Annotated in this window: 26 protein-coding genes and 1 tRNA gene; 8 read left to right on the top strand and 19 right to left on the bottom strand. The window is 66.4% G+C overall.

Annotated features, from left to right (window positions below; all coding sequences use genetic code 11):
• Positions 1-58: 58 nt before the first annotated feature.
• The 5 genes from AC07OQ_RS09725 to AC07OQ_RS09705 all read left to right on the top strand — a co-directional run bounded on the left by AC07OQ_RS09725 (position 59) and on the right by AC07OQ_RS09705 (position 5,885).
• A complete protein-coding gene (locus AC07OQ_RS09725) occupies positions 59-616 on the top strand; it encodes a hypothetical protein (protein ID WP_495052916.1) in 558 nt (185 codons plus the stop codon).
• Positions 603-1,286: a hypothetical protein gene (locus tag AC07OQ_RS09720; protein WP_495052915.1), complete on the top strand. Its 684-nt coding sequence runs from the start codon at positions 603-605 to the stop codon at positions 1,284-1,286. Before AC07OQ_RS09725 ends, AC07OQ_RS09720 begins: the two co-directional genes overlap by 14 nt.
• Positions 1,283-4,426 (top strand): type I restriction endonuclease subunit R, encoded by a 3,144-nt coding sequence (locus AC07OQ_RS09715; protein ID WP_495052914.1) that lies wholly within the window; start codon positions 1,283-1,285, stop codon positions 4,424-4,426. The genes AC07OQ_RS09720 and AC07OQ_RS09715 overlap by 4 nt, the downstream gene beginning before the upstream one ends.
• Positions 4,427-5,211: 785 nt before the next feature.
• On the top strand, positions 5,212-5,457 hold the full coding sequence (locus AC07OQ_RS09710) for a helix-turn-helix transcriptional regulator (RefSeq protein ID WP_495052913.1): 246 nt from the start codon (positions 5,212-5,214) through the stop codon (positions 5,455-5,457).
• A 110-nt stretch (positions 5,458-5,567) separates the two neighbouring features.
• On the top strand, positions 5,568-5,885 hold the full coding sequence (locus AC07OQ_RS09705; protein ID WP_495052912.1) for a hypothetical protein: 318 nt from the start codon (positions 5,568-5,570) through the stop codon (positions 5,883-5,885).
• Between the two features lie 169 nt (positions 5,886-6,054).
• On the opposite strand, the gene AC07OQ_RS09700 is transcribed toward AC07OQ_RS09705, so the two are convergent.
• From AC07OQ_RS09700 to petA, 8 genes are all read right to left on the bottom strand, one after another.
• Positions 6,055-6,690, bottom strand: a complete 636-nt coding sequence (locus AC07OQ_RS09700) for a hypothetical protein (RefSeq protein WP_495052911.1) — start codon at positions 6,688-6,690, stop codon at positions 6,055-6,057.
• A 57-nt stretch (positions 6,691-6,747) separates the two neighbouring features.
• The gene (locus AC07OQ_RS09695; protein ID WP_495052910.1) at positions 6,748-6,927 is read right to left on the bottom strand and encodes a helix-turn-helix domain-containing protein; all 180 of its coding nucleotides are present in this window, start codon (positions 6,925-6,927) and stop codon (positions 6,748-6,750) included.
• 281 nt (positions 6,928-7,208) lie between these two features.
• Positions 7,209-7,284: transfer RNA gene (locus AC07OQ_RS09690), tRNA-Thr, on the bottom strand.
• 61 nt (positions 7,285-7,345) lie between these two features.
• Positions 7,346-7,876: a ClpXP protease specificity-enhancing factor gene (locus tag AC07OQ_RS09685; protein WP_495052909.1), complete on the bottom strand. Its 531-nt coding sequence runs from the start codon at positions 7,874-7,876 to the stop codon at positions 7,346-7,348.
• Positions 7,877-7,888: 12 nt separating this feature from the next.
• Entirely contained in the window at positions 7,889-8,506 is a 618-nt protein-coding gene (locus AC07OQ_RS09680) for a glutathione S-transferase N-terminal domain-containing protein (RefSeq protein WP_495052908.1), read from the bottom strand.
• A 118-nt stretch (positions 8,507-8,624) separates the two neighbouring features.
• Positions 8,625-9,407: a cytochrome c1 gene (locus AC07OQ_RS09675; RefSeq protein WP_495052907.1), complete on the bottom strand. Its 783-nt coding sequence runs from the start codon at positions 9,405-9,407 to the stop codon at positions 8,625-8,627.
• A gap of 18 nt (positions 9,408-9,425) precedes the next feature.
• Positions 9,426-10,835 (bottom strand): cytochrome b, encoded by a 1,410-nt coding sequence (locus AC07OQ_RS09670; protein ID WP_495052906.1) that lies wholly within the window; start codon positions 10,833-10,835, stop codon positions 9,426-9,428.
• 23 nt (positions 10,836-10,858) lie between these two features.
• Positions 10,859-11,455, bottom strand: coding sequence for a ubiquinol-cytochrome c reductase iron-sulfur subunit (petA, locus tag AC07OQ_RS09665; RefSeq protein WP_495052905.1), 597 nt, complete (start codon positions 11,453-11,455; stop codon positions 10,859-10,861).
• 184 nt (positions 11,456-11,639) lie between these two features.
• Here petA and mscL point away from each other — a divergent pair, with 184 nt between their 5' ends.
• Together mscL and AC07OQ_RS09655 are read left to right on the top strand one after the other, a co-directional pair.
• Positions 11,640-12,083: a large conductance mechanosensitive channel protein MscL gene (gene mscL / locus AC07OQ_RS09660; RefSeq protein WP_495052904.1), complete on the top strand. Its 444-nt coding sequence runs from the start codon at positions 11,640-11,642 to the stop codon at positions 12,081-12,083.
• Between the two features lie 143 nt (positions 12,084-12,226).
• A complete protein-coding gene (locus AC07OQ_RS09655) occupies positions 12,227-14,605 on the top strand; it encodes a DUF1631 family protein (RefSeq protein WP_495052903.1) in 2,379 nt (792 codons plus the stop codon).
• 7 nt (positions 14,606-14,612) lie between these two features.
• Here the strand turns inward: AC07OQ_RS09655 and pdxA are convergent, their stop codons facing one another.
• Positions 14,613-15,623, bottom strand: a complete 1,011-nt coding sequence (pdxA, locus tag AC07OQ_RS09650; RefSeq protein WP_495052902.1) for a 4-hydroxythreonine-4-phosphate dehydrogenase PdxA — start codon at positions 15,621-15,623, stop codon at positions 14,613-14,615.
• Positions 15,620-16,372 (bottom strand): Nif3-like dinuclear metal center hexameric protein, encoded by a 753-nt coding sequence (locus AC07OQ_RS09645; RefSeq protein WP_495052901.1) that lies wholly within the window; start codon positions 16,370-16,372, stop codon positions 15,620-15,622. The genes pdxA and AC07OQ_RS09645 overlap by 4 nt, the downstream gene beginning before the upstream one ends.
• A gap of 14 nt (positions 16,373-16,386) precedes the next feature.
• Here AC07OQ_RS09645 and AC07OQ_RS09640 point away from each other — a divergent pair, with 14 nt between their 5' ends.
• Positions 16,387-17,577 (top strand): S1C family serine protease, encoded by a 1,191-nt coding sequence (locus AC07OQ_RS09640; protein ID WP_495052900.1) that lies wholly within the window; start codon positions 16,387-16,389, stop codon positions 17,575-17,577.
• A 27-nt stretch (positions 17,578-17,604) separates the two neighbouring features.
• On the opposite strand, the gene tatC is transcribed toward AC07OQ_RS09640, so the two are convergent.
• The 9 genes from tatC to AC07OQ_RS09595 form a co-directional block, all read right to left on the bottom strand.
• Entirely contained in the window at positions 17,605-18,399 is a 795-nt protein-coding gene (gene tatC, locus AC07OQ_RS09635) for a twin-arginine translocase subunit TatC (protein ID WP_495052899.1), read from the bottom strand.
• Entirely contained in the window at positions 18,396-18,893 is a 498-nt protein-coding gene (tatB, locus tag AC07OQ_RS09630) for a Sec-independent protein translocase protein TatB (RefSeq protein WP_495052898.1), read from the bottom strand. The genes tatC and tatB overlap by 4 nt, the downstream gene beginning before the upstream one ends.
• A 20-nt stretch (positions 18,894-18,913) precedes the next feature.
• On the bottom strand, positions 18,914-19,150 hold the full coding sequence (gene tatA, locus AC07OQ_RS09625; protein ID WP_495052897.1) for a Sec-independent protein translocase subunit TatA: 237 nt from the start codon (positions 19,148-19,150) through the stop codon (positions 18,914-18,916).
• Positions 19,151-19,224: 74 nt separating this feature from the next.
• Positions 19,225-19,575 (bottom strand): histidine triad nucleotide-binding protein, encoded by a 351-nt coding sequence (locus AC07OQ_RS09620; RefSeq protein ID WP_495052896.1) that lies wholly within the window; start codon positions 19,573-19,575, stop codon positions 19,225-19,227.
• 1 nt (position 19,576) lies between these two features.
• Positions 19,577-19,969, bottom strand: coding sequence for a DUF4870 family protein (locus AC07OQ_RS09615; RefSeq protein WP_495052895.1), 393 nt, complete (start codon positions 19,967-19,969; stop codon positions 19,577-19,579).
• A gap of 4 nt (positions 19,970-19,973) precedes the next feature.
• On the bottom strand, positions 19,974-20,321 hold the full coding sequence (locus AC07OQ_RS09610) for a phosphoribosyl-ATP diphosphatase (protein ID WP_495052894.1): 348 nt from the start codon (positions 20,319-20,321) through the stop codon (positions 19,974-19,976).
• Positions 20,318-20,716 carry a phosphoribosyl-AMP cyclohydrolase gene (gene hisI / locus AC07OQ_RS09605; protein WP_495052893.1) on the bottom strand — a complete coding sequence of 133 codons (399 nt, stop codon included), beginning with the start codon at positions 20,714-20,716 and terminating at the stop codon, positions 20,318-20,320. Before hisI ends, AC07OQ_RS09610 begins: the two co-directional genes overlap by 4 nt.
• A gap of 13 nt (positions 20,717-20,729) precedes the next feature.
• Positions 20,730-21,182, bottom strand: coding sequence for an NUDIX domain-containing protein (locus AC07OQ_RS09600; protein ID WP_495052892.1), 453 nt, complete (start codon positions 21,180-21,182; stop codon positions 20,730-20,732).
• The gene (locus tag AC07OQ_RS09595) at positions 21,175-22,101 is read right to left on the bottom strand and encodes an ATP-binding protein (RefSeq protein ID WP_495052891.1); all 927 of its coding nucleotides are present in this window, start codon (positions 22,099-22,101) and stop codon (positions 21,175-21,177) included. Before AC07OQ_RS09595 ends, AC07OQ_RS09600 begins: the two co-directional genes overlap by 8 nt.
• Between the last annotated feature and the right edge of the window lie 25 nt (positions 22,102-22,126).

Genomic DNA, 22,126 nt, shown 5'->3' with positions numbered 1-22,126 from the left:
CCAAATCCAGGCGATTCGGCGATATTCGTAATTCGCGAATAGCGAATATGGCGATGCAATGGAACTCAAACCCCAAGACCTGCTGGTGCTGCTGAAGGTGGCGGCGCACCCGCCGCAGCGCTGGACCTATGCCGCGTTGGGCGAAGCGCTGTCCCTCAGCGCCTCGGAGGCGCATGCGAGCGTGAAGCGCGCCGTGGCGTCCGGTCTGGCGGTGGCACCTGGGCGCGGCGAATGGTCGCCAGTGCGCCCCAGTCTGCTGGAGTTCGTCCTGCACGGTGCACGCTACATCTGGCCGGCCACGCAAGGCCCGGTCAAGCGCGGTGTGCCGACCGCCTTCGGTGCCGAGCCCCTGGCCAGCCAGTTGACGGTGGCTACGGGCGAAGCGCCGGTCTGGGCGCACCCCACCGGCAGCGCCAAGGGCCCGACGCTATCGCCCCTGTACCGGACGGCGCCCCAGGCCGCCCTCGCCGACCCGGCCCTGCATCGCCTGCTGGCCCTGCTGGATGGTTTGCGCATCGGGCGTGCGCGCGAGCGTGGCCTGGCTGCCAAGCTGATGGAAGTCGAACTGATGCGCTTCGAGTCAGGCGTCGAGGGAGCTGGCAATGCGAGCCGATGACCCTAACCTGCCTTATCTGCGCCACATCGCCGAAGCCCTGGGCGAGTTGCGCGAGCAGGTGGTCTTCGTCGGCGGCGCTGTGGCGGGCCTGCTGGTGACCGACCCGCTGGCCGACCCCGTGCGCGCCACCCGCGATGTGGATGCGGTGGTGAATGCCAGCCGCGCCATGTTTCATCGCATCGAAGCCCAGGTGGCAGAGCGCGGTTTCGCACGCGATGTCAGCAGCGATGTGATTTGCCGCTGGGTGCACAAGGCCTCGGGCGTGCTCTTCGACCTGATGCCGGTGCAGCCGGAGGTGCTCGGGTTCTCCAACCGCTGGTATCCGTATGCCGTGGAAACCGCCGTGCCGATGGACCTGGGTGAAGGTGTGACGGTCCGGCTGGTTAGCGCCGTGGCCTTTGTGGCGACGAAACTGGAGGCCTTTGCCGGCCGCGGTGGCGGCGACTTCCTGAGCAGCCACGACCTGGAAGACGTGCTGAACATCGTCGATGGGCGCGAGGAGTTGGCCGAAGAGCTGGCTACCGCACCCACTGAGCTGAGGCGGGCCGTGGCTAAAGCCTTCAAGCCTTTGCTGTCAAACCAGGATTTTGTGAACGTGTTGCCGGGCCTGATTGCCGAGCCGGAGCGCGCCAGTCTCGTGATGGACCGCCTGAGGGCTCTGAGTCGATGATGAACCTGCACCAAGAACACCATTTCGAGCGCGAAATCTGCACCCACTTGGCCGCGAACGGTTGGCTCTATGCCGAGGGCGATGCTGCCCTGTTCAATCGCGCCCAGGGTCTGTTCATGCCCGACCTGCTGGCCTGGGTCGAAGCCACGCAGCCAGACAGCTGGCAGCGCCTGAGCAAGACCCACGGCGCAGCCCTCCCCCAGGTGCTCGCCGAACGGGTGCGCAAGAGCCTGAACCTGCCGGACCGTGGCACGCTGGATGTGCTGCGGCGCGGCGTGGAGATGCTGGGCCTGAAGGAGCCGCTGATGCTGGCTCAGTTCAAGCCTGCCCTGGCCATCAACCCCGCCATCCAGGCCAACTACGCGGCCAACCGGCTGCGCGTGGTACGGCAGGTCTGCCACTCACCAAACAACCCGAAGGAAGAGCTGGACCTGGTGCTGTTCCTGAACGGCATCCCGGTGGCCACTGCCGAGTTGAAGAGCGACTTCACGCAGAGCGTGCAGGACGCGGTGGACCAGTACCGCTTCGACCGGCGCCCGCAGCCCAAGGGCGGCGTGTTGGAGCCGCTGCTGGGCTTCCCGGGCGGAGCGCTGGTGCACTTCGCCGTCAGCCAGTCGGAAGTGATGATGACGACCCGCCTGGCCGGGCAGGCGACACACTTCTTGCCCTTCAACCGCGGCAACGCCGGCGGTGCCGGCAACGCCCCGAATCCGGAAGGCTTTGCCACGGCCTATCTGTGGGAAGAGGTCTGGGCCCGTGAGAGCTGGCTGGACATCTTGCATCGCTATCTCATTGGCAAGCGCGACGACAAGAAGCAGCTCAAGAGCGTCATCTTTCCTCGCTATCACCAGCTCGACGCGACGCGCCGGCTGGTGGCTGATGTGCTGAGCCAGGGGACCGGTCAGCGCTACCTGATTCAGCACTCGGCCGGCTCGGGCAAGACCAACTCCATTGCCTGGACCGCCCACTTTCTGGCCGACCTGCACGACGCCGAACACAAGAAGATGTTCGACAGCGTGCTCGTGGTCAGCGACCGTAATGTGCTTGACGCGCAGTTGCAGGAAGCCATCTTCGACTTCGAGCGCACCACCGGCGTGGTGGCCAGCATCACCAACGAGTCGGGCAGCAAGAGCGCGCAGTTGGGCCAGGCGCTCAAGGACGGCAAGAAAATCATCGTCTGCACCATCCAGACCTTCCCCTTCGCCCTGCAGGCGGTGCAGGAGCTGGCGGCCACCGAGGGCAAACGCTTCGCGGTGATTGCCGATGAGGCACATAGCTCGCAATCCGGCGAGGCAGCAGCCAAGCTCAAGCAGCTTCTGTCGGCCCAGGAATGGGCGGAATTGCAGGATGGCGGCGAGGTCGACACGGAGATGCTGCTGGCCGCGCAGATGGCGGCGCGGGCCGGTGACAGTGCAGGCAGCAAGGGCCTGACCTATGTGGCGTTCACCGCCACCCCAAAGCAGAAGACCCTTGAGCTGTTCGGGCGGCCCGGGGCCGATGGCCTGCCGCAGCCCTTCCATGTCTACTCGATGCGCCAGGCCATCGAGGAGGGCTTCATCCTCGACGTGCTGCAGAACTACACCAGCTACAAGCTCGCGTTCAAGCTGGCCCACGACGGCCAGGAGTACGACGAGAGCCAGGTCGAACGCAGCGCCGCGATGAAGGGCATCATGCAGTGGGTTCGGCTGCACCCCTACAACATCGCCAGCAAGGTCCAGGTAGTCGTTGAGCACTACCGCGAGAACGTGCAGCCGCTGCTGCAGGGCCGCGCCAAGGCGATGGTGGTGGTGGGCTCCCGCCGTGAGGCAGTACGCTGGCAGAAGGCCATCCGCGCCTACATCGAGAAGCAGCATTACCCGCTGGGCGTGCTGGTGGCCTTCTCGGGCGAGGTGGATGACCCGGAGAGCTACCCACAGGCCGTGTCCGAAACCAGCAAGGACCTGAACCCCGGCCTAAAGGGACGCGACATCCGCGAAGCCTTCGCCGAATCCGACTACCACCTGCTGCTGGTGGCCAACAAGTTCCAGACCGGCTTCGACCAGCCCCTGCTGTGCGGTATGTACGTCGACAAGATGCTGGGCGGCATCCAGGCGGTGCAGACGCTGTCGCGCCTGAACCGTGCCTACGAGGCCGACGGCGTGAAGAAGGACTGCACCTACATCCTCGACTTCGTCAACGAGCCCGCGGACATCCTGAAGGCCTTCAAGACCTATTTCGAGACCGCCGAGCTGGAGGCCGCGACCGACCCGCATTTGGTCTACGACCTGCGCGCCAAGCTCGATGCCAGCGGCAACTACGATGATTTCGAGGTCGAGCGCGTGGCCAAGGTGGACCTTGACCCCCAAGGCACCCAGAAAGCGTTGGACGCGGCCATTGCGCCGGTCGCCGACCGGCTTCTCAAGCGCTACAAGGCCGCTCAGCAGAGCAAGGCCGCCGCCGATGCAGCGGAGGACGGCAAGGCCAGCCAAGCGGCCAAGGACGCGCTCGATGCCTTGCTGCTGTTCAAGAACGACATGGGCGCCTATGTGCGCCTCTATGCCTTCCTGAGCCAAATCTTCGACTACGGCAACACCGACATCGAGAAGCGCTTCCTGTTCTTCAAGCGACTCATCCCGCTGCTGGACTTCGGTCGTGAACGCGACACGGTGGACCTGAGCAAGGTGGTCCTGACCCACCACACGCTGAAGAAGGCCGGCAAGCAGCCGCTGAACCTCAATGCGGACGGCAGCTACAAGCTGGCGCCGATGGATGCCGTGGGCAGCGGCTCCGTGCAGGAGAAGCAGCAGGCCTACCTGACCGAAATCATCGAGAAGGTGAACAAGCTGTTCGAAGGCGATGTCACCGATGGCGACCAGCTCCACTACGTGAACGGCACGCTCAAGGGCAAGCTGCTGGAGAACGACACGCTGATGCAGCAGGCGGCAAGCAACACCAAAGAACAGTTCGCCAACTCGCCTGACCTCGGCAAGGCCTTGATGGACGCCATCATCGACGCGTTCGAGGCCCACCAGGCCATGAGCACGCAGGCCCTCGGCTCGGAGCGCGTGCGCGATGGACTGAAGGACATCCTGCTGGGGCCGGCGCAGCTCTACGAGGCGTTGCGGGCGCGGTCGGATGTTGGTCGCTCAGCCCGGCCGTAGAACCCGCCGGAAGTCCTCGGTCTGCAAAAGCGTGCGCCCGAGGACGAGCGTCCTTGCCGGCAGCGCGCGGTCGCGCGCAAGTTCTGCCATCCGGCCGCAGGCCTGAACGTTTGCCCCCTGACACAAGTCACCCTGGGAAGCGCGCGAAGCGCGCAAAGTTTCGCCCTCCGGTCGGAGGCTTTGAACGTTTGCCTCCTGATGCAAGTCACCATGGCAGCGCGCGGAACGCGCGCAAAACTTCTGCCATCCGGCCGGAGGCTTGAACGCTAGCCTGGCAGAAGCCGCCTTGGCCACGCGCCCGCGCGCGAAGAAGTTCTACCTAAGGGAGAAGTTCTTTGAAAACGTTCGTCCTAGGAAGAACCTGAAGTTCTATCTAAGGGAGAAGTTCTTTAAAAACGTTATCCCCAAGGGCAGAACTCCGGACAAGCCACCCCCCAGCCCCCCGTGATTGGAAAGCTGGAGGGACAGATGGCTTGCTCCGATATTGATATCCGGTTCGAGGCGCCGCAGGAGGCCCCCAACTTCGTCGAATTTAGCGAGACCTGCTCGCCCCCGTCCCACCTCGACGATGTCCACCAGTGGTGGTGCCATGACTCTCGCTTGCACCCATACAGTCGGCCGCGAGGTGTTGAGCCCCCTCCTCCGACATAAGCGTCAAGCAATGTGTTTTATACGTCGAAGACCGACAGCAGCGCTGTCCGACGCAGAGCCAGTTCCTGCCGCGCGACAGCAGCCTTTTCGGCGGCTTCGTCCGACGAATAAAACGCCTTGGCTAGACGCAGTCAATGATGAATTCGGAGAGCAAAGTGATACTGGGTGACTGCAAGTTGATGCCAAAAATCGATGTGGCGCGACGCCTCGCCATGTCTGAGCGAGCGCTCGAACGCCTTGTCGTGAGCAAAGCGTTTCCCGCCCCCGTCCGACTTGGCCGGCAGGCGTACTGGATTGAGCCCGTCGTGGCGCGCTGGATTGACGCGCAGCTGCACGAGCAGCGCATCTGGCTGGAGAGCCAGGCCATTCAGCCTCGATGAGCACATGCGGCGCGAAGGCCGCTCGGCTTAGGCCCGTCAACGACCTGAAGGCTAAAACCTGGAGGCTAGACGCCATAGGCACTCCGGCCGTTCTCAAAGAGGAAATCAGCATGTTCGAAATCAAGGCAATCTCAGTCACCCGCGCTGCAAACATCGAATCACTTCAAGTTGCGGAGTGGCTCTGTTCAACCGAGTTGGACGATGCGCTCACCGTGCTCATTGATGGCACCTCTTCGCACAACATCAAGACTGGTGACTGGCAGAGCGAAGCGACTCTCCGACATCCGGCCGACGCGAAAGCATGCGACATCCAACTGCTCGATTTGGTTGGGTCGGAGGTTGAAAATGAATGTGCCCTCCGTGTCGGCACGGAAATCCAGACCCGACTCCAGAATGGAAATATTTCGTCGATGGCCAAACGGGTTTAGTCCGCGCTCGGCCTTCCTCATTTCAAAGCCCCTCCGGGGGCTTTTTGTGCGCGCGAACATCAAAGCAGAGAAGGTTTCCGGGTCGCAGTGAGTGCGCGTTCGCCGCCGCCGCGCGCCGCCGAAGAAGCATGAACAACAGAAGGCCCGCATCGCTGCGGGCCCAGAATCATCACGGACGCTTGGCTACCTGGTTGAGCAGAGCTTCAAACGCGCTCCGCTTGGGCTCCAAGACGCGCGGCAGCAAGGGGGCGAAGCTCTCACGTGGGGCCTGGCCGTCAGCAACGGCATCCCGCACGCACCAGCGCCCCTCGATGGTGGTCGCGAGAGCGCACACGACGGAAAGGTAATCCCCAAGCCCTGTTACGGGACCCTCGCCCGCATCGGCCGCCGAGAAGGTGCCTGGGTTGAGCTCCAAACCGAGAACTGCCCCAGGCGATGCGCCGAGGTAGCGCAAGGCCAGGAGGACACTCCCCTGCTGAGCCACCTCTTCAAGCCAATGCTGCACCTCCTCTGCGCCACGCGGCAGGACGATTTGATGCAGCCAGCCGGGTGCGGTCATTTGAAGCACCACATGGCTGCCAGCGCCGTCCATAGCGACGTCAGCGAGCCGAACTGCCAGGGGCAGTCGCTCCGCGCACAGCCGCTCCCACAGCTCACGATGGACGAACGAAGAGACGACCCAACGGCCTGACCTGGAAGCTTGGTCGGCGCTCTCATTGCCAGCGGACAGGTCGTGCGCCAATGAGCTGACGCCGAGGCATCCGCGCGCCATCAGCCCCAGGCCGCGGACGAGGTGCTCTCCCAAAACACTTGATTTCACATTTGACCTTTGATGCACGCCAAATCGGCGCACACCGTCTAGTCATCGAAGCGCTTTCCGGCAAGCCTTCAGGAACTCCTGGCGCAGGAAGTACCGCTGCCGGAAGTTGTGGATGCGGCGCGGCTGAGGCAGCACGCCGTCGCGAATCATTCGTTTCAGGGTCGAGTAGCTCACATCGAGCGCGACGCAGGCTTCAGCCGTTGTCATGAGCGGGGATTGCATAGACATCTCCGTGCGTTTGTCGGAGTTCGTCTATCCATGTCGTTTAGTCGCGCGACGACGACCGTGGCGGAAGAAGGGGCCCGGCGGAGCGTTTGGTGCCCGTTTGGTGAGAAGGGGGTCCCAATTGGGCGGATTTGGCCCACATTGACCGAGTAGACTGCAGGGGTATTGAACGGCCTGGGACTGCGGTCCCAGCCGCCTTCACAGCGGCAAGTGCTTGTCGTGGAAGGATTTTTGAGTCAACCGCAGTAGCTGCTATCGAGACTACAGGGTGAGGGAGATGGTGCCGGCTATCGGATTCGAACTGATGACCTACCGCTTACAAGGCGGTTGCTCTACCAACTGAGCTAAGCCGGCATGGCTTGGAACGAGCGCGCATTGTAGGGGCAAGAGCCCCTCCTGCGCGCCCTCTTCAAGACTACTTGATGCGCTTGAGCGCCGGGCGGCCGCCACCGGGGGCCGGGCCGTCGGTATCGGGGCCGTCGGCCGGCTCGGCGGCTTCATCGGGCGGCGCCTCCGGGGTGTCCGCCAGGCGCAAGCCGCGCAGCGGCGTGGCCGGCTTGGCCGGCGCCGCTGCCGCCGTCACGGCGGACTCACCCGCCGCGGCCGGCGCCGGGAAGGCCATGCCCTGACCGTTCTCGCGCGCATAGATCGCAACGACGTGATCGACCGGCACGATGATCTCGCGCGCCACCCCGCCGAAGCGGGCCTTGAACTGGATGAACTCGTTGCCCAGTTCCAGGCTGCTGGTGGCGTCGAAACCGACGTTCAGCACGATCTCGTTGTTGCTGACGTACTCCTGGGGCACCTGCACCGCGCGGTCGACATGGACCGCGATATAGGGCGTGAAGCCGTTGTCGGTGCACCAGTCGTGCAGGGCCCTGATCAGATAGGGCCGGGTAGACGTGCCGTTGGTGCTGGCGGAGCCGCCATCGCTGCTGTGATCCATGAACCGAGTTTATTACTTGCGCATCACCTTCTCGGACGGCGTCAGCGCCTCGATATAGGCCGGGCGCGAGAAGATGCGCTCGGCGTATTTCAAGAGCGGCAGCGCGTTCTTCGACATGTCGATGCCGTAGTAGTCCAGGCGCCACAGCAGCGGTGCGATCGCGACGTCCAGCATCGAGAAGTCGTCGCCCAGCATGTACTTGTTCTTCAGGAAGATCGGCGCCAGCTGGGTCAGGCGATCGCGGATCTGCGAGCGAGCCTTCTCCAGTTGCTTGTCGGTGGCCTTGACGGTCTGGCCACGGCCTTCCAGCACGTTGACATGGGCGAACAGCTCCTTCTCGAAATTGAGCAGGAACAGACGCACGCGGGCGCGCGCCACCGGATCGCCGGGCATCAGCTGCGGATGCGGGAAACGCTCGTCGATGTACTCGTTGATGATGTGCGACTCGTACAGGATGAGGTCACGCTCCACCAGGATGGGCACCTCGTTGTACGGGTTCATCAGCGCGATGTCCTCGGGCTTGGCGAACAGGTCCACATCGCGGATTTCGAAGTCCATGCCCTTTTCGAACAGCACAAAGCGGCAGCGGTGCGAGTAGGGGCAGGTGGTTCCAGAATAAAGCACCATCATGGCGGCAGGCTCCCGAAGAGTCAGAGGGTCAAAAAGCAAACGCAGTGGGTGGCCCTCGAAGCCCTTCCCACTGCGTGTCCGTACCCGGTCAAGAACGAGTTCTAGGCCGGGCCGGCGGTCATTTCACGTCTTTCCAGAAAGACGCATTCAAGCGCCAGGCGAACAGGGTGAACACGGACAGGAACAGCAGCACCAGCACGCCCAGGCGGAAGCGTTCGCCCTGCGCCGGCTCGCCCATCCACTGCAGATAGGCCACCAGATCGCCAACGGCCTGATCGTACTGGGCCGGCGTCAGCGTGCCGGGGGTCAGCTGCTCATAGCCCTTGAACACATGCACCTTCTTGCTGGGCTCGTGCGGGTCGGCCTCCTCCGCGAACTTGGCGGCACGCTGCCCCTGCAACTCCCACAGCGCATGCGGCATCGCCACGCTCGGGAAGGCCAGATTGTTCCAGCCGGTCGCCTTGGTCTCGTCGCGGTAATAAGAGCGCAGGTAGGTGTAGAGGTAGTCGGCGCCCGAGCCCTTGGAGCCGTCGGCGCGCGAACGCGCGATCACGGTCAGGTCGGGCGGCAGGGCACCAAACCAGTCCTTGGCCTGCTTGGGATCCAGCGAGACCTTCATGGTCTCGCCCACCTTGTCGCCGGCGAACAGCAGGTTGCCCTTGATCTGCGCCTCGCTCAGGCCGATGTCGCGCAGGCGGTTGTAGCGCATGAAGGCCGCCGAGTGGCAGTTCAGGCAGTAGTTGACGAAGAGCTTGGCGCCGTTCTGCAGCGCCGCCATGTCCGTCATCTTTTCGCTGGGGAACTTGTCCCATTCGATGCCGCCGCCGGAGGCCTGTGCGCCGCCGGTCAGGCCCAGGCCCGCCGAGGCAGCGATCAGCAGCGTCGCGATGAGTTTCTTCATTCTTTGCTCTCCGATGCTTTAGTGGGCGTGGAAGGTCACACGGTCGGGCACGGGCTTGGGCGTGCCCAGCTTGCTCCACCAGGGCATCAGCAGGAAGAAGCCGAAATAGAACAGCGTGCCGGCCTGGGCGATCAGGGTGCCGATGTCGCTCGGCGGCTTGATACCCAGATAGCCCAACACCAGGAAGAAGACCACGAAGATGCCATACAGATACTTGTGCCATTCGGGGCGGTAGCGGATCGACTTGACCGGGCTGTGATCCAGCCAGGGCAGGAAGAACAGGATCACGACCGCGCCGCCCATCACGACCACGCCCCAGAACTTGGCATCGAACACCTTCAACAGCGCGGCCGCCACCAGGGCGATCACCCACATCGCGATCTTGCCCTTGCCGGAGAAGTTGCCCTTCAGCGTGCCGAGCACCGCACCCAGCAGGACCACACCGACCAGCACATTGACCATCGGGTCGGTGGTCGCGCGCAGCATCGAGTAGAAGGGCGTGAAGTACCAGACCGGCGCGATGTGCGGGGGCGTCTTCAACGGGTCGGCCGGGATGAAGTTGTTGTACTCCAGGAAGTAGCCGCCCAGTTCCGGCGCGAAGAAGATGATGGCGCTGAACACCATCAGGAACAGCGCGACGCCGAAGGTGTCGTGCACCGTGTAATAGGGCTGGAAGGGAATGCCGTCCAGCGGATGGCCGTTGGCATCCTTGGGCGCCTTCGGGCCCTTGATCTCGACGCCGTCCGGGTTGTTCGAGCCCACCTCGTGCAGCGCGATGATGTGCGCCACCACCAGGCCCAAGAGCACCAGCGGGATCGCGATCACGTGGAAGCTGAAGAAGCGGTTCAGGGTCGCATCGCTGACCACGAAGTCGCCGCGGATCAGCAGCGCCAGGTCCGGGCCGACGAAGGGCACGGCCGCGAACAGGTTCACGATCACCTGGGCGCCCCAGTAGGACATCTGGCCCCAGGGCAGCAGATAGCCCATGAAGGCCTCGCCCATCAGGCACAGGAAGATGCCACAGCCGAAGATCCAGACCAGTTCGCGCGGCTTGCGGTAGGAGCCGTAGATCAGGCCGCGGAACATGTGCAGGTAGACGACGACGAAGAAGGCCGAAGCGCCGGTCGAGTGCATATAGCGCACCAGCCAGCCCCAGGGCACGTCGCGCATGATGTACTCCACCGAGGCGAAGGCCAGCGCCGCATCCGGCTTGTAGTGCATCACCAGGAAGATGCCGGTGACGATCTGAATGACGAGCACCAGCAGGGCCAGCGAGCCGAAGATGTACCACCAATTGAGGTTCTTCGGAGCGTAGTACTCCGACATATGCTCCTTGTACATCTTGCTGGCCGGGAAGCGGTTGTCCACCCAGGTCATCAGCTTGGTGCCCAAGGGAGCACCGGCGGGAGCTTCTTTGAATTCAGCCATGTCTTACCCTCTGTCCTTTAGCGTCAGGCTTTCTTGTCTTCACCAATCAGCAGCTTGGTGTCGGACAGGTACATATGGGGCGGCACCTCGAGGTTGTCGGGCGCGGGCTTGTTCTTGAAGACCCGGCCGGCCATGTCGAAGGTCGAGCCGTGGCAGGGGCACAGGAAGCCGCCATGCCAGTCGTCCGGCAGCGAGGGCTGGGCGCCGGTCTGGAACTTGTCGCTGGGCGAGCAGCCCAGGTGCGAGCAGATGCCCACGGCGACGAACAGCTCGGGCTTGATCGAACGCACCTGGTTTTTCGCGTATTCCGGCGTCGGATAGGCGGTGCGGTCCGACTTGGGGTCGGCCAGCTGGGACTCGGTAGCCTTCAGCGATTCCAGCTGCTCGGGCGTGCGGCGCACGATCCACACCGGCTTGCCGCGCCATTCGACGGTGAGCTTCTCGCCCGGCTTCAGGCTGCTGATATCGACCTCCACGGCCGCGCCGGCGGCCTTGGCCCGTTCCGAGGGCGTGAAGGTGCTAACGAACGGCACGGCGGTGGCAACGCCACCAACGGCACCGGCGCATCCGGTGGCGATGAGCCACGTGCGCTTGCCTTGGTCCACTTGCTGGTCACTCATGAGGGTCCTCAAACGAGACTTCTGATCGGGGGCAACAGGGGATTCTAGCGGACAGCTTCGCACCTCCCGGCCCCGCAGCGCCGCGTGTGCGCCACAGACCTCCTGGTTTAGCCGGATTTCCTGATCTTCGACAAGGGCACAATGCCCGCACCGGACAACAAATCAGCAACACAAGGAGTCGCGTATGGGATTCATGACCGAATTCAGGGAGTTCGCGGTCAAGGGCAGCGTGGTGGACCTCGCGGTCGGCGTGATCATCGGCGGCGCCTTCGGCAAGATCGTCGACTCGATGGTCAAGGACCTGATCATGCCCCTGGTCGGCCGGGCGGTCGGCGGCCTGGACTTCAGCAACTACTTTTTCATGCTGTCCAATCCGCCGGCCGGCTACACCGGCCCGCTGACCTACGAGGGCCTGACCAAGGCCGGCGTGCCGCTGTTCGCCTACGGCAACTTCCTCACCATCCTGCTGAACTTCATCATCCTGGCCTTCATCATCTTCATGATGATCAAGCAGATCAACCGCATCAAGCGCCTCAATGAGGCGGCACCCGCCCCTGTGGAAGCGCCCGCCACACCCGAGGATGTGCAGCTGCTGCGCGAGATCCGCGACGCCCTGCAGCGCAAGTAAGTGCTGGTAACACCGGGCGCCCTGTCAGTTTTTTGGCGCCCGGCGTCATGCTGCACCCGGGCGCGGCGGCCGCCGCCGGGCTTTGGCGCGATACTGCGCGCAGGAAACCGTGGCGTATTCTCCACAGCCGCGCCCGCCCATCCATGAATCCGCCCGACACCCGCATCAACCCACACCTGGAAGCCGCGCTGCAGCGCATCCGCACGGCGGCCGAGCAGGCCGCCGAACGCGGCGCCGAGGGTATGGGCATGGCGGCGCTGGCGGCCGGCCAGGTCAAGCGACGCGACGCGCTGCTGTCGGCCCAGTTCGTGTTCCGCAGGCAGCAGGCCCTGTTCGGCCAGCGCTTCCACGAAAGCCTGCGCGCCCAGCTGGCCGGTGCGCAAAAGCCCAAGGGCGAGGCCGCTGCCGGCGCCAAGAAGGCCTGGACCGAACTCTCGCTGATGAACGACGACCAGGTCGACGCGATGGTGGCCGCCGACCGCATCGGCCTGGCCATCGGCCACCAGAGCGAGTGGGAGCTGCGTGAGGTCGAGTCCTACCTGCTCGGCCTGAACGGCGAAGGCCTGGAACGCAATCCGCTGCGCCCCGAGCTGGTGGCGCAGGCCCTGCTGGACGCCATCCACGCCGTGACCGAGGACGGCGAGGCGCGCCAGATCCTGACCGACGAGATGACCCGTGCGCTGGCGCAGGAGATGCGCGCCTGCTACGCCGACATCGTCGAGTTGTTCCGCAGCCGCGGCCTTCGCCCGCAGGACCTGCGCGTGCGCGCCGGGGAGCATTCGCAGCACGCCGCGCATTCGACCCATTCGGCGCACCTGCCGCATTCCCAGCATTCGCAATCGCCGGCCAGCACGGGCGGCGGCTATGCCAGCCAGCATGGCGCCCTGCCCTCGGGCCGCGGCGGCGTGGCCGGCGGCTGGAGCGGCAGCAACACGCGCCGCTCGACGCCCGGCATGCTGGGCGCGGTGGAGCCGCAGATGATGGATCTGCTGCGACGCCTGACCTTCCTGCCCAGCGGCCATGCGCCGCTCGATGCGCCCACCACCTTTGCCGGCAGCTGGAACCTGGGCCCGGGCGAGCCGGGCGGCTCCAACTGGGCCGGCGTCGCGCCGCTGCCGGCCAACCTGATCCGCCAGCACCGCACGGAACTGCGCGAGGCCGCCACCGGCCAGCTCGACCACATGGTGATCGATGTGGTCGGCAGCCTGTTCGACCAGATCCTGGCCGACCCCAAGGTGCCGCCGCAGATGGCCCGCCTGATCGCGCGGCTGCAGCTGCCGGTGCTGCGCGCCGCCCTGGGCGACCGCACGTTCTTCTCCTCGCGCCGCCATCCGGTGCGCCGCTTCATCAACCGCATCGCCTCGCTGGCCTGCGCCTACGACGACTTCGTCGAGGACCCGGGCCGCGCCTTCCTGGGCCATGTGCGGGAGCTGGTGCACGAGGTCGCGATGGGCGATTTCGAGCGCATGGACGTCTACGAGTCCAAGCTCGACACGCTGGAGCGCTTCATTGCCGAGCAGGCCGCCCAGGCACTGCAGGCCCAGGGCAACGCCGCCGCGCTGGTGGAGCGCAAGGAAACCGATCTGCGCCTGCAGCAGCGCTACATGCTGCAGCTGCAGGCCGCGCTGACGCCGGTGAACATGCCGGACTTCCTGCGCGCCTTCCTGTCCCAGGTGTGGAGCCAGGCCATCGTGATGGCCTCGCGCCAGCAGGGCCGCAATGCCGGCGCCGAGCGCGAGCAGCGCATGCGCCAAGCCGGCCGCGAACTGGTGATGAGCGTGCAGCCCAAGGGCGGCACGGCCCAGCGCCAGGCCTTCCTGGCCCAGCTGCCGGGCCTGATGCGCACGCTCAACGAGGGGCTGGACCTGATCGGCTGGCCGGAGGGCTCGCGCAAGACCTTCTTCGGCGAGCTGCTGCCGGCCCATGCCGAATCGCTGAAGGGCCAGGGCCTGTCGCCGCTGGACCACAATCTGCTGGCCAAGCAGCTGGACGGCGTGTTCGGCGTGGCCGCGCCGCAGGAGCAGGACCTGCCTGCCGATGCCCAGACCGACCTGCCGGGCGAGCAGGAGCTGGACCAGCGCCTGTCGGCCGACGAGGCCAAGCGCCTGGGCCTGGTGCAGGAGGCCAAGATCGACTGGAACGGCCCGCTCGACATCGACCTCAGTGCCGAGCCCCCGCTGGCCGCGGCCGACATCAGCATCGAAGGCCTGCCGGTCGCCGAGGCCCCCGAGCCCAGCGAGGGCGAGCTGCTGCTCGAGCATCTGCAGCTGGGCTTCGCCTACCAGATGAACACCGGCGACAGCTGGCGCAAGATGCGCCTGGCCCATATCAGCGGCGGCCGCGGCTTCTTCATCTTCACCTATGGCCTGAAGCACCAGGAAACGGTGACCATGACCGCCCGCATGCTGCGCCGCCTGTGCGAGGCGGGCCGCCTGCGCGCCTTCGAGAACGCCTACCTGCTGGAGCGCGCCACGGCGCGCACGCGCAAGCAGCTGGCGGAACTGGGCGCCGCCAGGACCTGAGCCGGCCTCAGCCGCCCAGCAGCCGGCGCGCCATGCGGATGGCGGCCCGCATGCTGGACGCATCGGCCAGCCCGCGGCCGGCAATGTCGAAGGCCGTGCCATGGTCCGGGCTGGTGCGCACGAAGGGCAGGCCCAGCGTCACGTTGACGCCCTCCTCCACCCCGAGGTACTTCACCGGGATCAGGCCATGGTCATGCGTCATCGCGACCACCAGGTCGAACTCGCCGGGATGCCGGTCGGTGTTGCGCGCGCGCATGAAGACCGTGTCCGGCGCGTAAGGGCCGCTGGCGGCGATGCCCTCGGCCTGCGCCAGCCGCACGGCCGGCGCGATGATCTCGATCTCCTCGCGCCCGAACAGCCCGCCCTCGCCGGCATGCGGATTCAGACCCGCCACCGCGATGCGCGGCGCCGCGATGCCGAAGCGCCGCAGCGCCGCGTCGCTGATGCGGATGGTCTGTAGCACCCGCTCGGTGCTGAGCAAGTCGATCGCCTCGCGCAGGGCCACATGGATGGTCACCAGCACCGTGCGCAGCTCCTCGTTGGCCAGCATCATGCGCACCGGCGGCGGGGCTTCGCCGGCGCGGGCCGCCAGGGCCTGCAGCATCTCGGTGTGACCGGGGTAGCCGACGCCGGCCGCGTGCAGGGCCTCCTTGTGGATCGGCGCGGTCACCAGGCCCGCCGCCCGGCCGGCCTGGATGGCGCCCACCGCGGCCTCGATGCACAGCGCCGCGGCGCGCCCCGCGCGCGCGTCGATGCGCCCCGGCGGGCAGTCCGCCAGATCGGCCGGCAGGCCCGCCGGCTGCCAGACCGGCAGGCAGCCGGGCGGCACCGCCTCGTCCGGCGCGTCCAGCCGGGCCAGCGGCAGGGCCAGGCCGCGCTGCGCCAGCGCGCGGCGCAGCAGCTGCGCGTCGCCCACCAGGCACAGATCGCCGCGCGCCTCGGCCGCCCAGGCGGCCACCGCGATTTCGGGGCCGATGCCGCAGGCATCGCCCATCGTGAGAAGAAGTCTCTTGTTCATGCGGGATTGGCGATGTCGATGAACTGCTGGCTCAGGCCGGGGTGGTCGGCCGCCAGGCGTGCGGCCAGGGCCTGCACACCGTAACGCTCGGTCGCATGGTGGCCGGCGGCGATGAAGGCCACGCCGGTCTCGGCGGCGTAATGAGCCTGCGGTTCGGAGATCTCGCCGGTCACGAAGACATCGGCACCGGCCGCGATCGCGGCCTCGAAAAAGCCCTGGGCGCCGCCTGTGCACCAGGCCACGCGTCGCAGCACCCGGCCGTCGCCCGGCACCACGACGAGCTCGCGCCCCAGGCGCTCGCGCATCAGGGCCGCCAGGACGGCCAGATCGGTGGGCGCCGGCAGCGCCCCGGCAAAGCCCAGGTCCTGATCGCCGAAACGCTGGTCGGCCGCCCAGCCCAGGAGTCGCCCCAGCTGCGCGTTATTGCCCAGTTCCGGATGCGCATCCAGCGGCAGGTGGTAGGCGAACAGGCTGATGTCATGCTGCAGCAGCCGCTGCAGGCGCTGCTTCATCCAGCCGGTGACGCGGCCGTCCTGGCCGCGCCAGAACAGGCCGTGGTGCACCAGGATGGCGTCGGCCCGGGCGGCGATCGCCGCGTCGATCAGCGCCAGGCTGGCGGTGACACCGCAGACGAGGTGGCCGATGCGTTCGCGCCCCTCCACCTGCAGACCGTTCGGCCCATAATCCTTGAAACGCCCCACGTCCAGCAGTTGGCCGAGGTAGCGGTCGATGTCGGTGCGGTGGGGCATGGCGAGGAGTGGTGGTGCGCAGGATTTGGCTGATTTTCTCCCAGGCGGTGACGGTGGGCCTGGCCCTGCTGTTCGTCGTGGCCACGCTCAAGCCCGAATGGCTGCCGCGCGAGCGCTCCGCCCTGCTGCCGCCCCTGGTGCTGGCAGCGCGGGCGCCGGCGGCCAGCGGCCCGCAGCCCGCCCTGCTGGACGCTCCCGCGGGCGGCGCGGCCCCCGGCGGCTACCGCCTGGCCGCGCGCCGCGCCGCGCCGGCGGTGGTCAGCATCACGGCCAGCAAGGCGCCGCCGCGCAGCGCGCGCGGGGACGACCCCTGGCTGCGCTTCCACCGCGGCCTGCGCCAGCGCGAGGACGGCGACGACGGTCCGCAGTTCGGCCTGGGCTCGGGCGTGATCGTCTCCACCGACGGCTATCTGCTGACCAACAGCCATGTGGTGGCCGGCGCGGCCGAGATCGAGGTGCGGCTGGCCGACGGCCGCCAAGCCAAGGCGCAGCTGGTGGGCACCGATCCCGAAACCGATGTGGCGGTGCTGAAGATCGAGCTCAAGCAGCTGCCGGCGATCGCGCTGGGCGACGCCGAGGCCCTGCAGGTGGGCGATGCGGTGCTGGCCATCGGCAATCCCTTCAACGTCGGCCAGACCGTCACCTCCGGCATCGTCAGTGCGCTGGGCCGCAACCAGCTCGGCATCAACACCTTCGAGAACTTCATCCAGACCGACGCCGCGATCAACCCCGGCAACTCGGGCGGCGCCCTGGTGGACGATCAGGGCCGGCTGGTGGGCATCAACACCGCGATCTTCTCGCGCAGCGGCGGCAGCCTGGGGATCGGCTTTGCGATCCCGGTCGGCACCGCGCGCCAGGTGATGCAGGCCCTGGTGGCCGAGGGCCGGGTGGCACGCGGCTGGATCGGCGTGCAGACGCGCGAGCTGACGCCCGAGTTCGTCGATGCCTTCAAGCTCGGCGTCAGCGAGGGCGTGCTGATCAGCGGTGTGGTGGTCGATGCGCCGGCGGCCAAGGCCGGCATCAAGCCCGGCGACGTGGTGACCCGCGTGGGCGGGACGACCGTGCAGTCGCCGTCCGACCTGCTGGCGGCGGTCGCGGCCCTGAAGCCGCAGTCGAACGCCGAGATCAAGGTGCAGCGCGGCAAGCAGGCGCTCGACTTCCAGCTGCTGATCGGCCAGCGGCCACTCCAGCCGGCGCAGGAGTAAACCGAGGCGCTGGTCAACGCGGTTCGATCAGACGGGGGTGGACGGAGTCTCGTCGGCGTCCGGCGCCTTGGAGTAGCGGATGAACAGGCCGGCGGCCCAGATGCCGGCCTCGTAGAGCAGGCACATCGGGATCGCCAGCGCCAGCTGCGACACCACGTCGGGCGGCGTGATCACGGCGGCGATGATGAAGGCCAGCACGATGAAGTAGCCGCGGAACTCGCGCAGCTTCTCGATGCTGACCAGGCCCATGCGCGCCAGCACCACCACCACCACCGGCACCTCGAAGGCCGCGCCGAAGGCGATGAACATGCTCATCACGAAACTCAGATAGGCCTCGATGTCGGGCGCGGCGGTGATGCTCTTGGGCGCAAAGCTCTGGATGAACTTGAACACCTGGCCGAACACGAAAAAGTAGCAGAAGGCCACGCCGACGAAGAACAGCAGGGTGCTGGAGACCACCAGCGGCAGCACCAGCTTCTTCTCGTGCGAGTACAGGCCCGGCGCCACGAAGGCCCAGACCTGGTAGAGCACCACCGGCAGCGCCGCCATGAAGGCGGCCAGCAGCGTGATCTTCAGCGGCACCAGGAAGGGCGAGATCACATTGGTGGCGATCAGGGTCGAGCCCTTGGGCAGGTGCGCGACCAGGGGTGCCGCCAGCATGTCGTAGAGATGGGCCGGGCCGGGATAGAGGGCCAGCACACCGAAGCACACCGCGATCGCGATCGCCGCCCGGATCAGGCGGTCGCGCAACTCGATCAGGTGCGAGACGAAGGGCTGCTCGGTGCCGGCGAGTTCGTCGTCGGGCTTGGGGGAGTCGCTCATGGGGCGGGTCGGCGGGGCGGGCGAAAGCGCGCCACCCGCGCGGCACCGGACTGCACATGGCGACGCACGCCCTCGCGCTGCTTGTACCACTGCGGGGTCGCGCCGCGCTTGAGACGCCAGTTCTTTTTGGGAGCTTGGTAGCCCGGCGGTAGGGCCAGCGGCGTGCTGTCGTAGCCGTCACTGCTGCCACGGCCATCCAGGCCGGCCGTGGCCTCGTTCCAGTTCTGTTCGAAGGCCTGACCGGCCTCGCTGAATTCCTTGTGCACCGTCTGTTCCATGTCGCGAACCGAGTCCTCGACATGGGTCTTCATCTTCTTGAGCTCCTCGAGCTCGATGGAGCGGTTCACCTCGGCCTTGACATCGGCCACATAGCGCTGCGCCTTGCCCAGCAGATGGCCCACGGTGCGGGCCACGCGCGGCAGGCGCTCGGGGCCGATCACGATCAGCGCCACGGCGCCGATCAGGGCCAGCTTGTCGAAGCCGAAATCAATCATTCAGGCAGCCGTGGCTTCTCTCAGGACTTCGTCTTGGCCTCGACGTCGACGGTATTGCTGTCGGCGGTCTTGTTGCTGGTGACCTGCTGCGTCGGCGCGACGGGCGCATCGCTGCTGCCGCCGTCCTTCATGCCGTCCTTGAAACCCTTGACCGCCGAACCCAGATCGGAGCCGACGTTCTTGAGCTTCTTGGTACCGAAGATCAGCACCACCACCACCAGCACGATAAGCCAGTGCCAAATGCTGAACGAACCCATAGTTTTCTCCTGGAAACGAAGCCCCCATTCTAGGGGGCATGCATGACAATTCTCTGCCTGGGGTCACCCCGGACTCAGCCCTTGAGCCAAGGGCGCGGGCCGCCTATCGCATGCATGTGCAGGTGGTAGACCTCCTGCCCGCCATCCGGGCCGGTGTTGATCAGGGTGCGGAAACCGTTGGTCACACCCAACTCCCGCATCAGCCGCGGTGCCAGCACGCTCATCTTGCCCAGCAGGGCCGCATGCTCGGGCCGGACCTCGACCATGCTGGGAATGTGCAGCTTGGGAATCAGCAGGATATGCACCGGCGCCCAGGGATGGATGTCGTGGAAGACCAGCAGTTCCTCGTCCTCGTAGACCTTCTTCGAGGGAATCTGGCCGGCGATGATCTTGCAGAAAACGCAGTTGGGGTCGTGTTGCGACATGTCAGATGGGCATGGCTTGGTTGGCGTTCATCGTGGTCCAGCCGCGCACGATGCGGTAGAGGAACCAGATCGAGATCAGGCACCAGGCGATCCAGCCCGGCACGAAGAACAGGAAGAACAGCGGAAAGGTCAGCACATAGGCCAGCCCCGCCCAGGCCACGCTGCGCAGCCGCCAGGAAAAATGGCTGGCCTGCCAGGTACCGGCGGCCTCGTCGCGCTTCACCAGGTCGATGACGACGGCCACGATCAGCAGCAGCACGCTGGCCTGCACGCCGGGCAGCAGCGCGCCGACGGCCACGATGGCGTGCAGCACATAGCTGACCAGGCCGATCGAGCGCAGGCCGGCCGCGCGCGCCGGGTCCAGCACCCCTGTTTCCACCGCGGTCTCGTTCATGGCATCAGCCTCCGCGATTCTCGGGACGTTGGGCGAACTCCTGCAGACCGGACAGGCCCTCGCGCCGCGCCAGCTCGGCGATCACATCGGCCGGCCCGAGCCCGAACTGGGCCAGCGCGATCATCGAATGGAACCACAGGTCGGCGGTCTCGTAGACGATCTTCTGCACGTCGCCGTCCTTGGCGGCCATCACCAGCTCGGTGGCCTCCTCGCCCACCTTCTTCAGGATGGCGTCGGTGCCCTTGCCGAAGAGCTTGGCCACATAGCTGGCCTGGGCATCGCCGCCCGCCGCGGGCTTGCGCGACTCGATCACGGCGGCCACGCGGGCCAGCACATCGTTGCTGTCGCTCATTTGTAGATGCTCTCGGGATTCTTCAGCACCGGCTCGACCGCGTGCCAGACGCCGTTCTCGTAGCGCTGGAAGAAGCAGCTGTGGCGGCCGGTGTGGCAGGCTATTCCGGGTTTACCGGGTTCATGGCCGAGCTGGGTGATCTTCAGCAGCAGCACGTCGTTGTCGCAGTCCATGCGCAGTTCATGGACGATCTGCAGATGGCCGGATTCCTCGCCCTTGTGCCAAAGCCTGGCGCGCGAGCGGCTCCAGTAGACCGCCTGGCCCAGTTCGGCGGTGCGCGCCAGGGCCTCGCGGTTCATCCACGCGAACATCAGCACATCGCCCGTGTCGCGCTCCTGCGCGATCACCGGCACCAGGCCGTCGCGGTCCCACTTGATCTGATCCAGCCATTCCATGCCGCCAGTGTACTCAGCCGACGTGGGTAGGGCCTTCGTGGGCCCTCTCGGCCGCGAACCATTGCAGCACCGGGATGGTGCCGGGCAGCACCGGCCGCTGCTGCACCGGCAGGCTTTCCCAGGCCATGCTCTGCTGCTCGCGCATCTCGAATTCGCCGCTCCACTCGAACACCTTGCAGAAATGCAGGCGCACCCGGGCGTGGGGATAGTCCATCATCTCGATCTTCCAGGGGTGGGCCGCAGCAATCGTGATGCCCAGCTCCTCGTGCAGCTCGCGCTTCAGGGCCTGCTCGACCGACTCGCCGGCCTCCAGCTTGCCGCCCGGAAACTCCCAGTAGCCGGCATAGACCTTGCCCTCGGGCCGCGAGGTCAGCAGGAAGCGCCCCTCCCTGCCCGCGCCGTCGCGCTCGACCAGCACGCCGACGGCCACGTCGACGGGCACCCGCTCCGCTTGCGCCTCAGACATTGTCCAGGCCCTCCGGCGCGTCGCCATGGATGGTGTTCGCCGGCAGCGCCTCGGCCTGACCGCGCCCGGCCAGGTCGCGCGCGAACTGGAAAGCCACCCGGCCCGAGCGCGAGCCGCGCTCCAGCGCCCAGACCAGGGCCGGCTGGCGCGCCGCGGCGATGCGCTCCTCGGCGAGGCCATAGAAGCGCAGCCATTGCGCGCAGATCTCCAGGTATTCCTGCTGGCCGAAGGGATAGAAGCTGACCCAGAGGCCGAAGCGCTCCGACAGCGAGATCTTCTCCTCGATCGCCTCGCCGGGATGCAGTTCGCCGTTCTCGTCGTACTTGACGGCCAGGTTGTCCTTCATCTGCTCGGGCAGCAGGTGGCGGCGGTTGCTGGTGGCGTAGATCAGCACGTTGTCGCTGGACGCCGCCACCGAGCCGTCGAGCATGGACTTCAGCGCCTTGTAGCCCAGCTCGCCCTCGTCGAAGCTGAGGTCGTCGCAGAAGATGATGAAGCGCTCGGGCCGGCCGGCCACCAGGTCCACCAGATCCGGCAGGTCGACCAGATCGCTCTTGTCCACCTCGATCAGGCGCAGACCGCGCGCGGCGAACTCGTTGAGCACCGCCTTGATCAGCGAACTCTTGCCCGTGCCGCGCGCCCCGGTCAGCAGCACATTGTTGGCCGGGCGGCCGGCGACGAACTGCTCGGTGTTGCGCAGCAGCTTTTCCTTCTGCGCTTCAACCTCCTTCAGGTCGGCCAGGCGGATGGTCGCCACATGGCGCACCGGTTCCAGCAACAGGCGGCCGGCACGCCGGCGCGCACGAAAGGCATTGGAGGCCAGCCAGTCCGGCGCGGCCAGGGTCGGGCAGAGCAAGGCCTCGAGCCGGCCCATCAGGGCCTCGGCGCGCTCCATCAGGGCGGGAATGGGTTCTGCCATGGTCGTCGTCATCTCCGTGGCGGCC

The organism is Roseateles sp. GW821-FHT09B06 (assembly GCF_059418245.1).
Note: the sequence above shows the minus strand (reverse complement) of the source record. Positions and strands in the feature narration are given on the sequence as shown.

Coding starts and splice junctions, on each gene's coding strand:
- petA (WP_495052905.1), bottom strand. CDS start 11,455: ATGAGTGACCAGCAAGTGGACCAAGGCAAGCGCACGTGGCTCATCGCC.
- AC07OQ_RS09615 (WP_495052895.1), bottom strand. CDS start 19,969: ATGAACGAGACCGCGGTGGAAACAGGGGTGCTGGACCCGGCGCGCGCG.
- AC07OQ_RS09710 (WP_495052913.1), top strand. CDS start 5,212: ATGATGAATTCGGAGAGCAAAGTGATACTGGGTGACTGCAAGTTGATG.
- hisI (WP_495052893.1), bottom strand. CDS start 20,716: ATGGAATGGCTGGATCAGATCAAGTGGGACCGCGACGGCCTGGTGCCG.
- tatC (WP_495052899.1), bottom strand. CDS start 18,399: ATGAGCGACTCCCCCAAGCCCGACGACGAACTCGCCGGCACCGAGCAG.
- AC07OQ_RS09610 (WP_495052894.1), bottom strand. CDS start 20,321: ATGAGCGACAGCAACGATGTGCTGGCCCGCGTGGCCGCCGTGATCGAG.
- AC07OQ_RS09695 (WP_495052910.1), bottom strand. CDS start 6,927: ATGCAATCCCCGCTCATGACAACGGCTGAAGCCTGCGTCGCGCTCGAT.
- mscL (WP_495052904.1), top strand. CDS start 11,640: ATGGGATTCATGACCGAATTCAGGGAGTTCGCGGTCAAGGGCAGCGTG.
- AC07OQ_RS09645 (WP_495052901.1), bottom strand. CDS start 16,372: ATGCCCCACCGCACCGACATCGACCGCTACCTCGGCCAACTGCTGGAC.
- AC07OQ_RS09725 (WP_495052916.1), top strand. CDS start 59: ATGGAACTCAAACCCCAAGACCTGCTGGTGCTGCTGAAGGTGGCGGCG.
- tatA (WP_495052897.1), bottom strand. CDS start 19,150: ATGGGTTCGTTCAGCATTTGGCACTGGCTTATCGTGCTGGTGGTGGTG.
- AC07OQ_RS09600 (WP_495052892.1), bottom strand. CDS start 21,182: ATGTCTGAGGCGCAAGCGGAGCGGGTGCCCGTCGACGTGGCCGTCGGC.
- AC07OQ_RS09705 (WP_495052912.1), top strand. CDS start 5,568: ATGTTCGAAATCAAGGCAATCTCAGTCACCCGCGCTGCAAACATCGAA.
- AC07OQ_RS09595 (WP_495052891.1), bottom strand. CDS start 22,101: ATGGCAGAACCCATTCCCGCCCTGATGGAGCGCGCCGAGGCCCTGATG.
- pdxA (WP_495052902.1), bottom strand. CDS start 15,623: ATGAACAAGAGACTTCTTCTCACGATGGGCGATGCCTGCGGCATCGGC.
- AC07OQ_RS09720 (WP_495052915.1), top strand. CDS start 603: ATGCGAGCCGATGACCCTAACCTGCCTTATCTGCGCCACATCGCCGAA.
- AC07OQ_RS09675 (WP_495052907.1), bottom strand. CDS start 9,407: ATGAAGAAACTCATCGCGACGCTGCTGATCGCTGCCTCGGCGGGCCTG.
- AC07OQ_RS09670 (WP_495052906.1), bottom strand. CDS start 10,835: ATGGCTGAATTCAAAGAAGCTCCCGCCGGTGCTCCCTTGGGCACCAAG.
- AC07OQ_RS09680 (WP_495052908.1), bottom strand. CDS start 8,506: ATGATGGTGCTTTATTCTGGAACCACCTGCCCCTACTCGCACCGCTGC.
- AC07OQ_RS09685 (WP_495052909.1), bottom strand. CDS start 7,876: ATGGATCACAGCAGCGATGGCGGCTCCGCCAGCACCAACGGCACGTCT.
- tatB (WP_495052898.1), bottom strand. CDS start 18,893: ATGATTGATTTCGGCTTCGACAAGCTGGCCCTGATCGGCGCCGTGGCG.
- AC07OQ_RS09715 (WP_495052914.1), top strand. CDS start 1,283: ATGATGAACCTGCACCAAGAACACCATTTCGAGCGCGAAATCTGCACC.
- AC07OQ_RS09655 (WP_495052903.1), top strand. CDS start 12,227: ATGAATCCGCCCGACACCCGCATCAACCCACACCTGGAAGCCGCGCTG.
- AC07OQ_RS09620 (WP_495052896.1), bottom strand. CDS start 19,575: ATGTCGCAACACGACCCCAACTGCGTTTTCTGCAAGATCATCGCCGGC.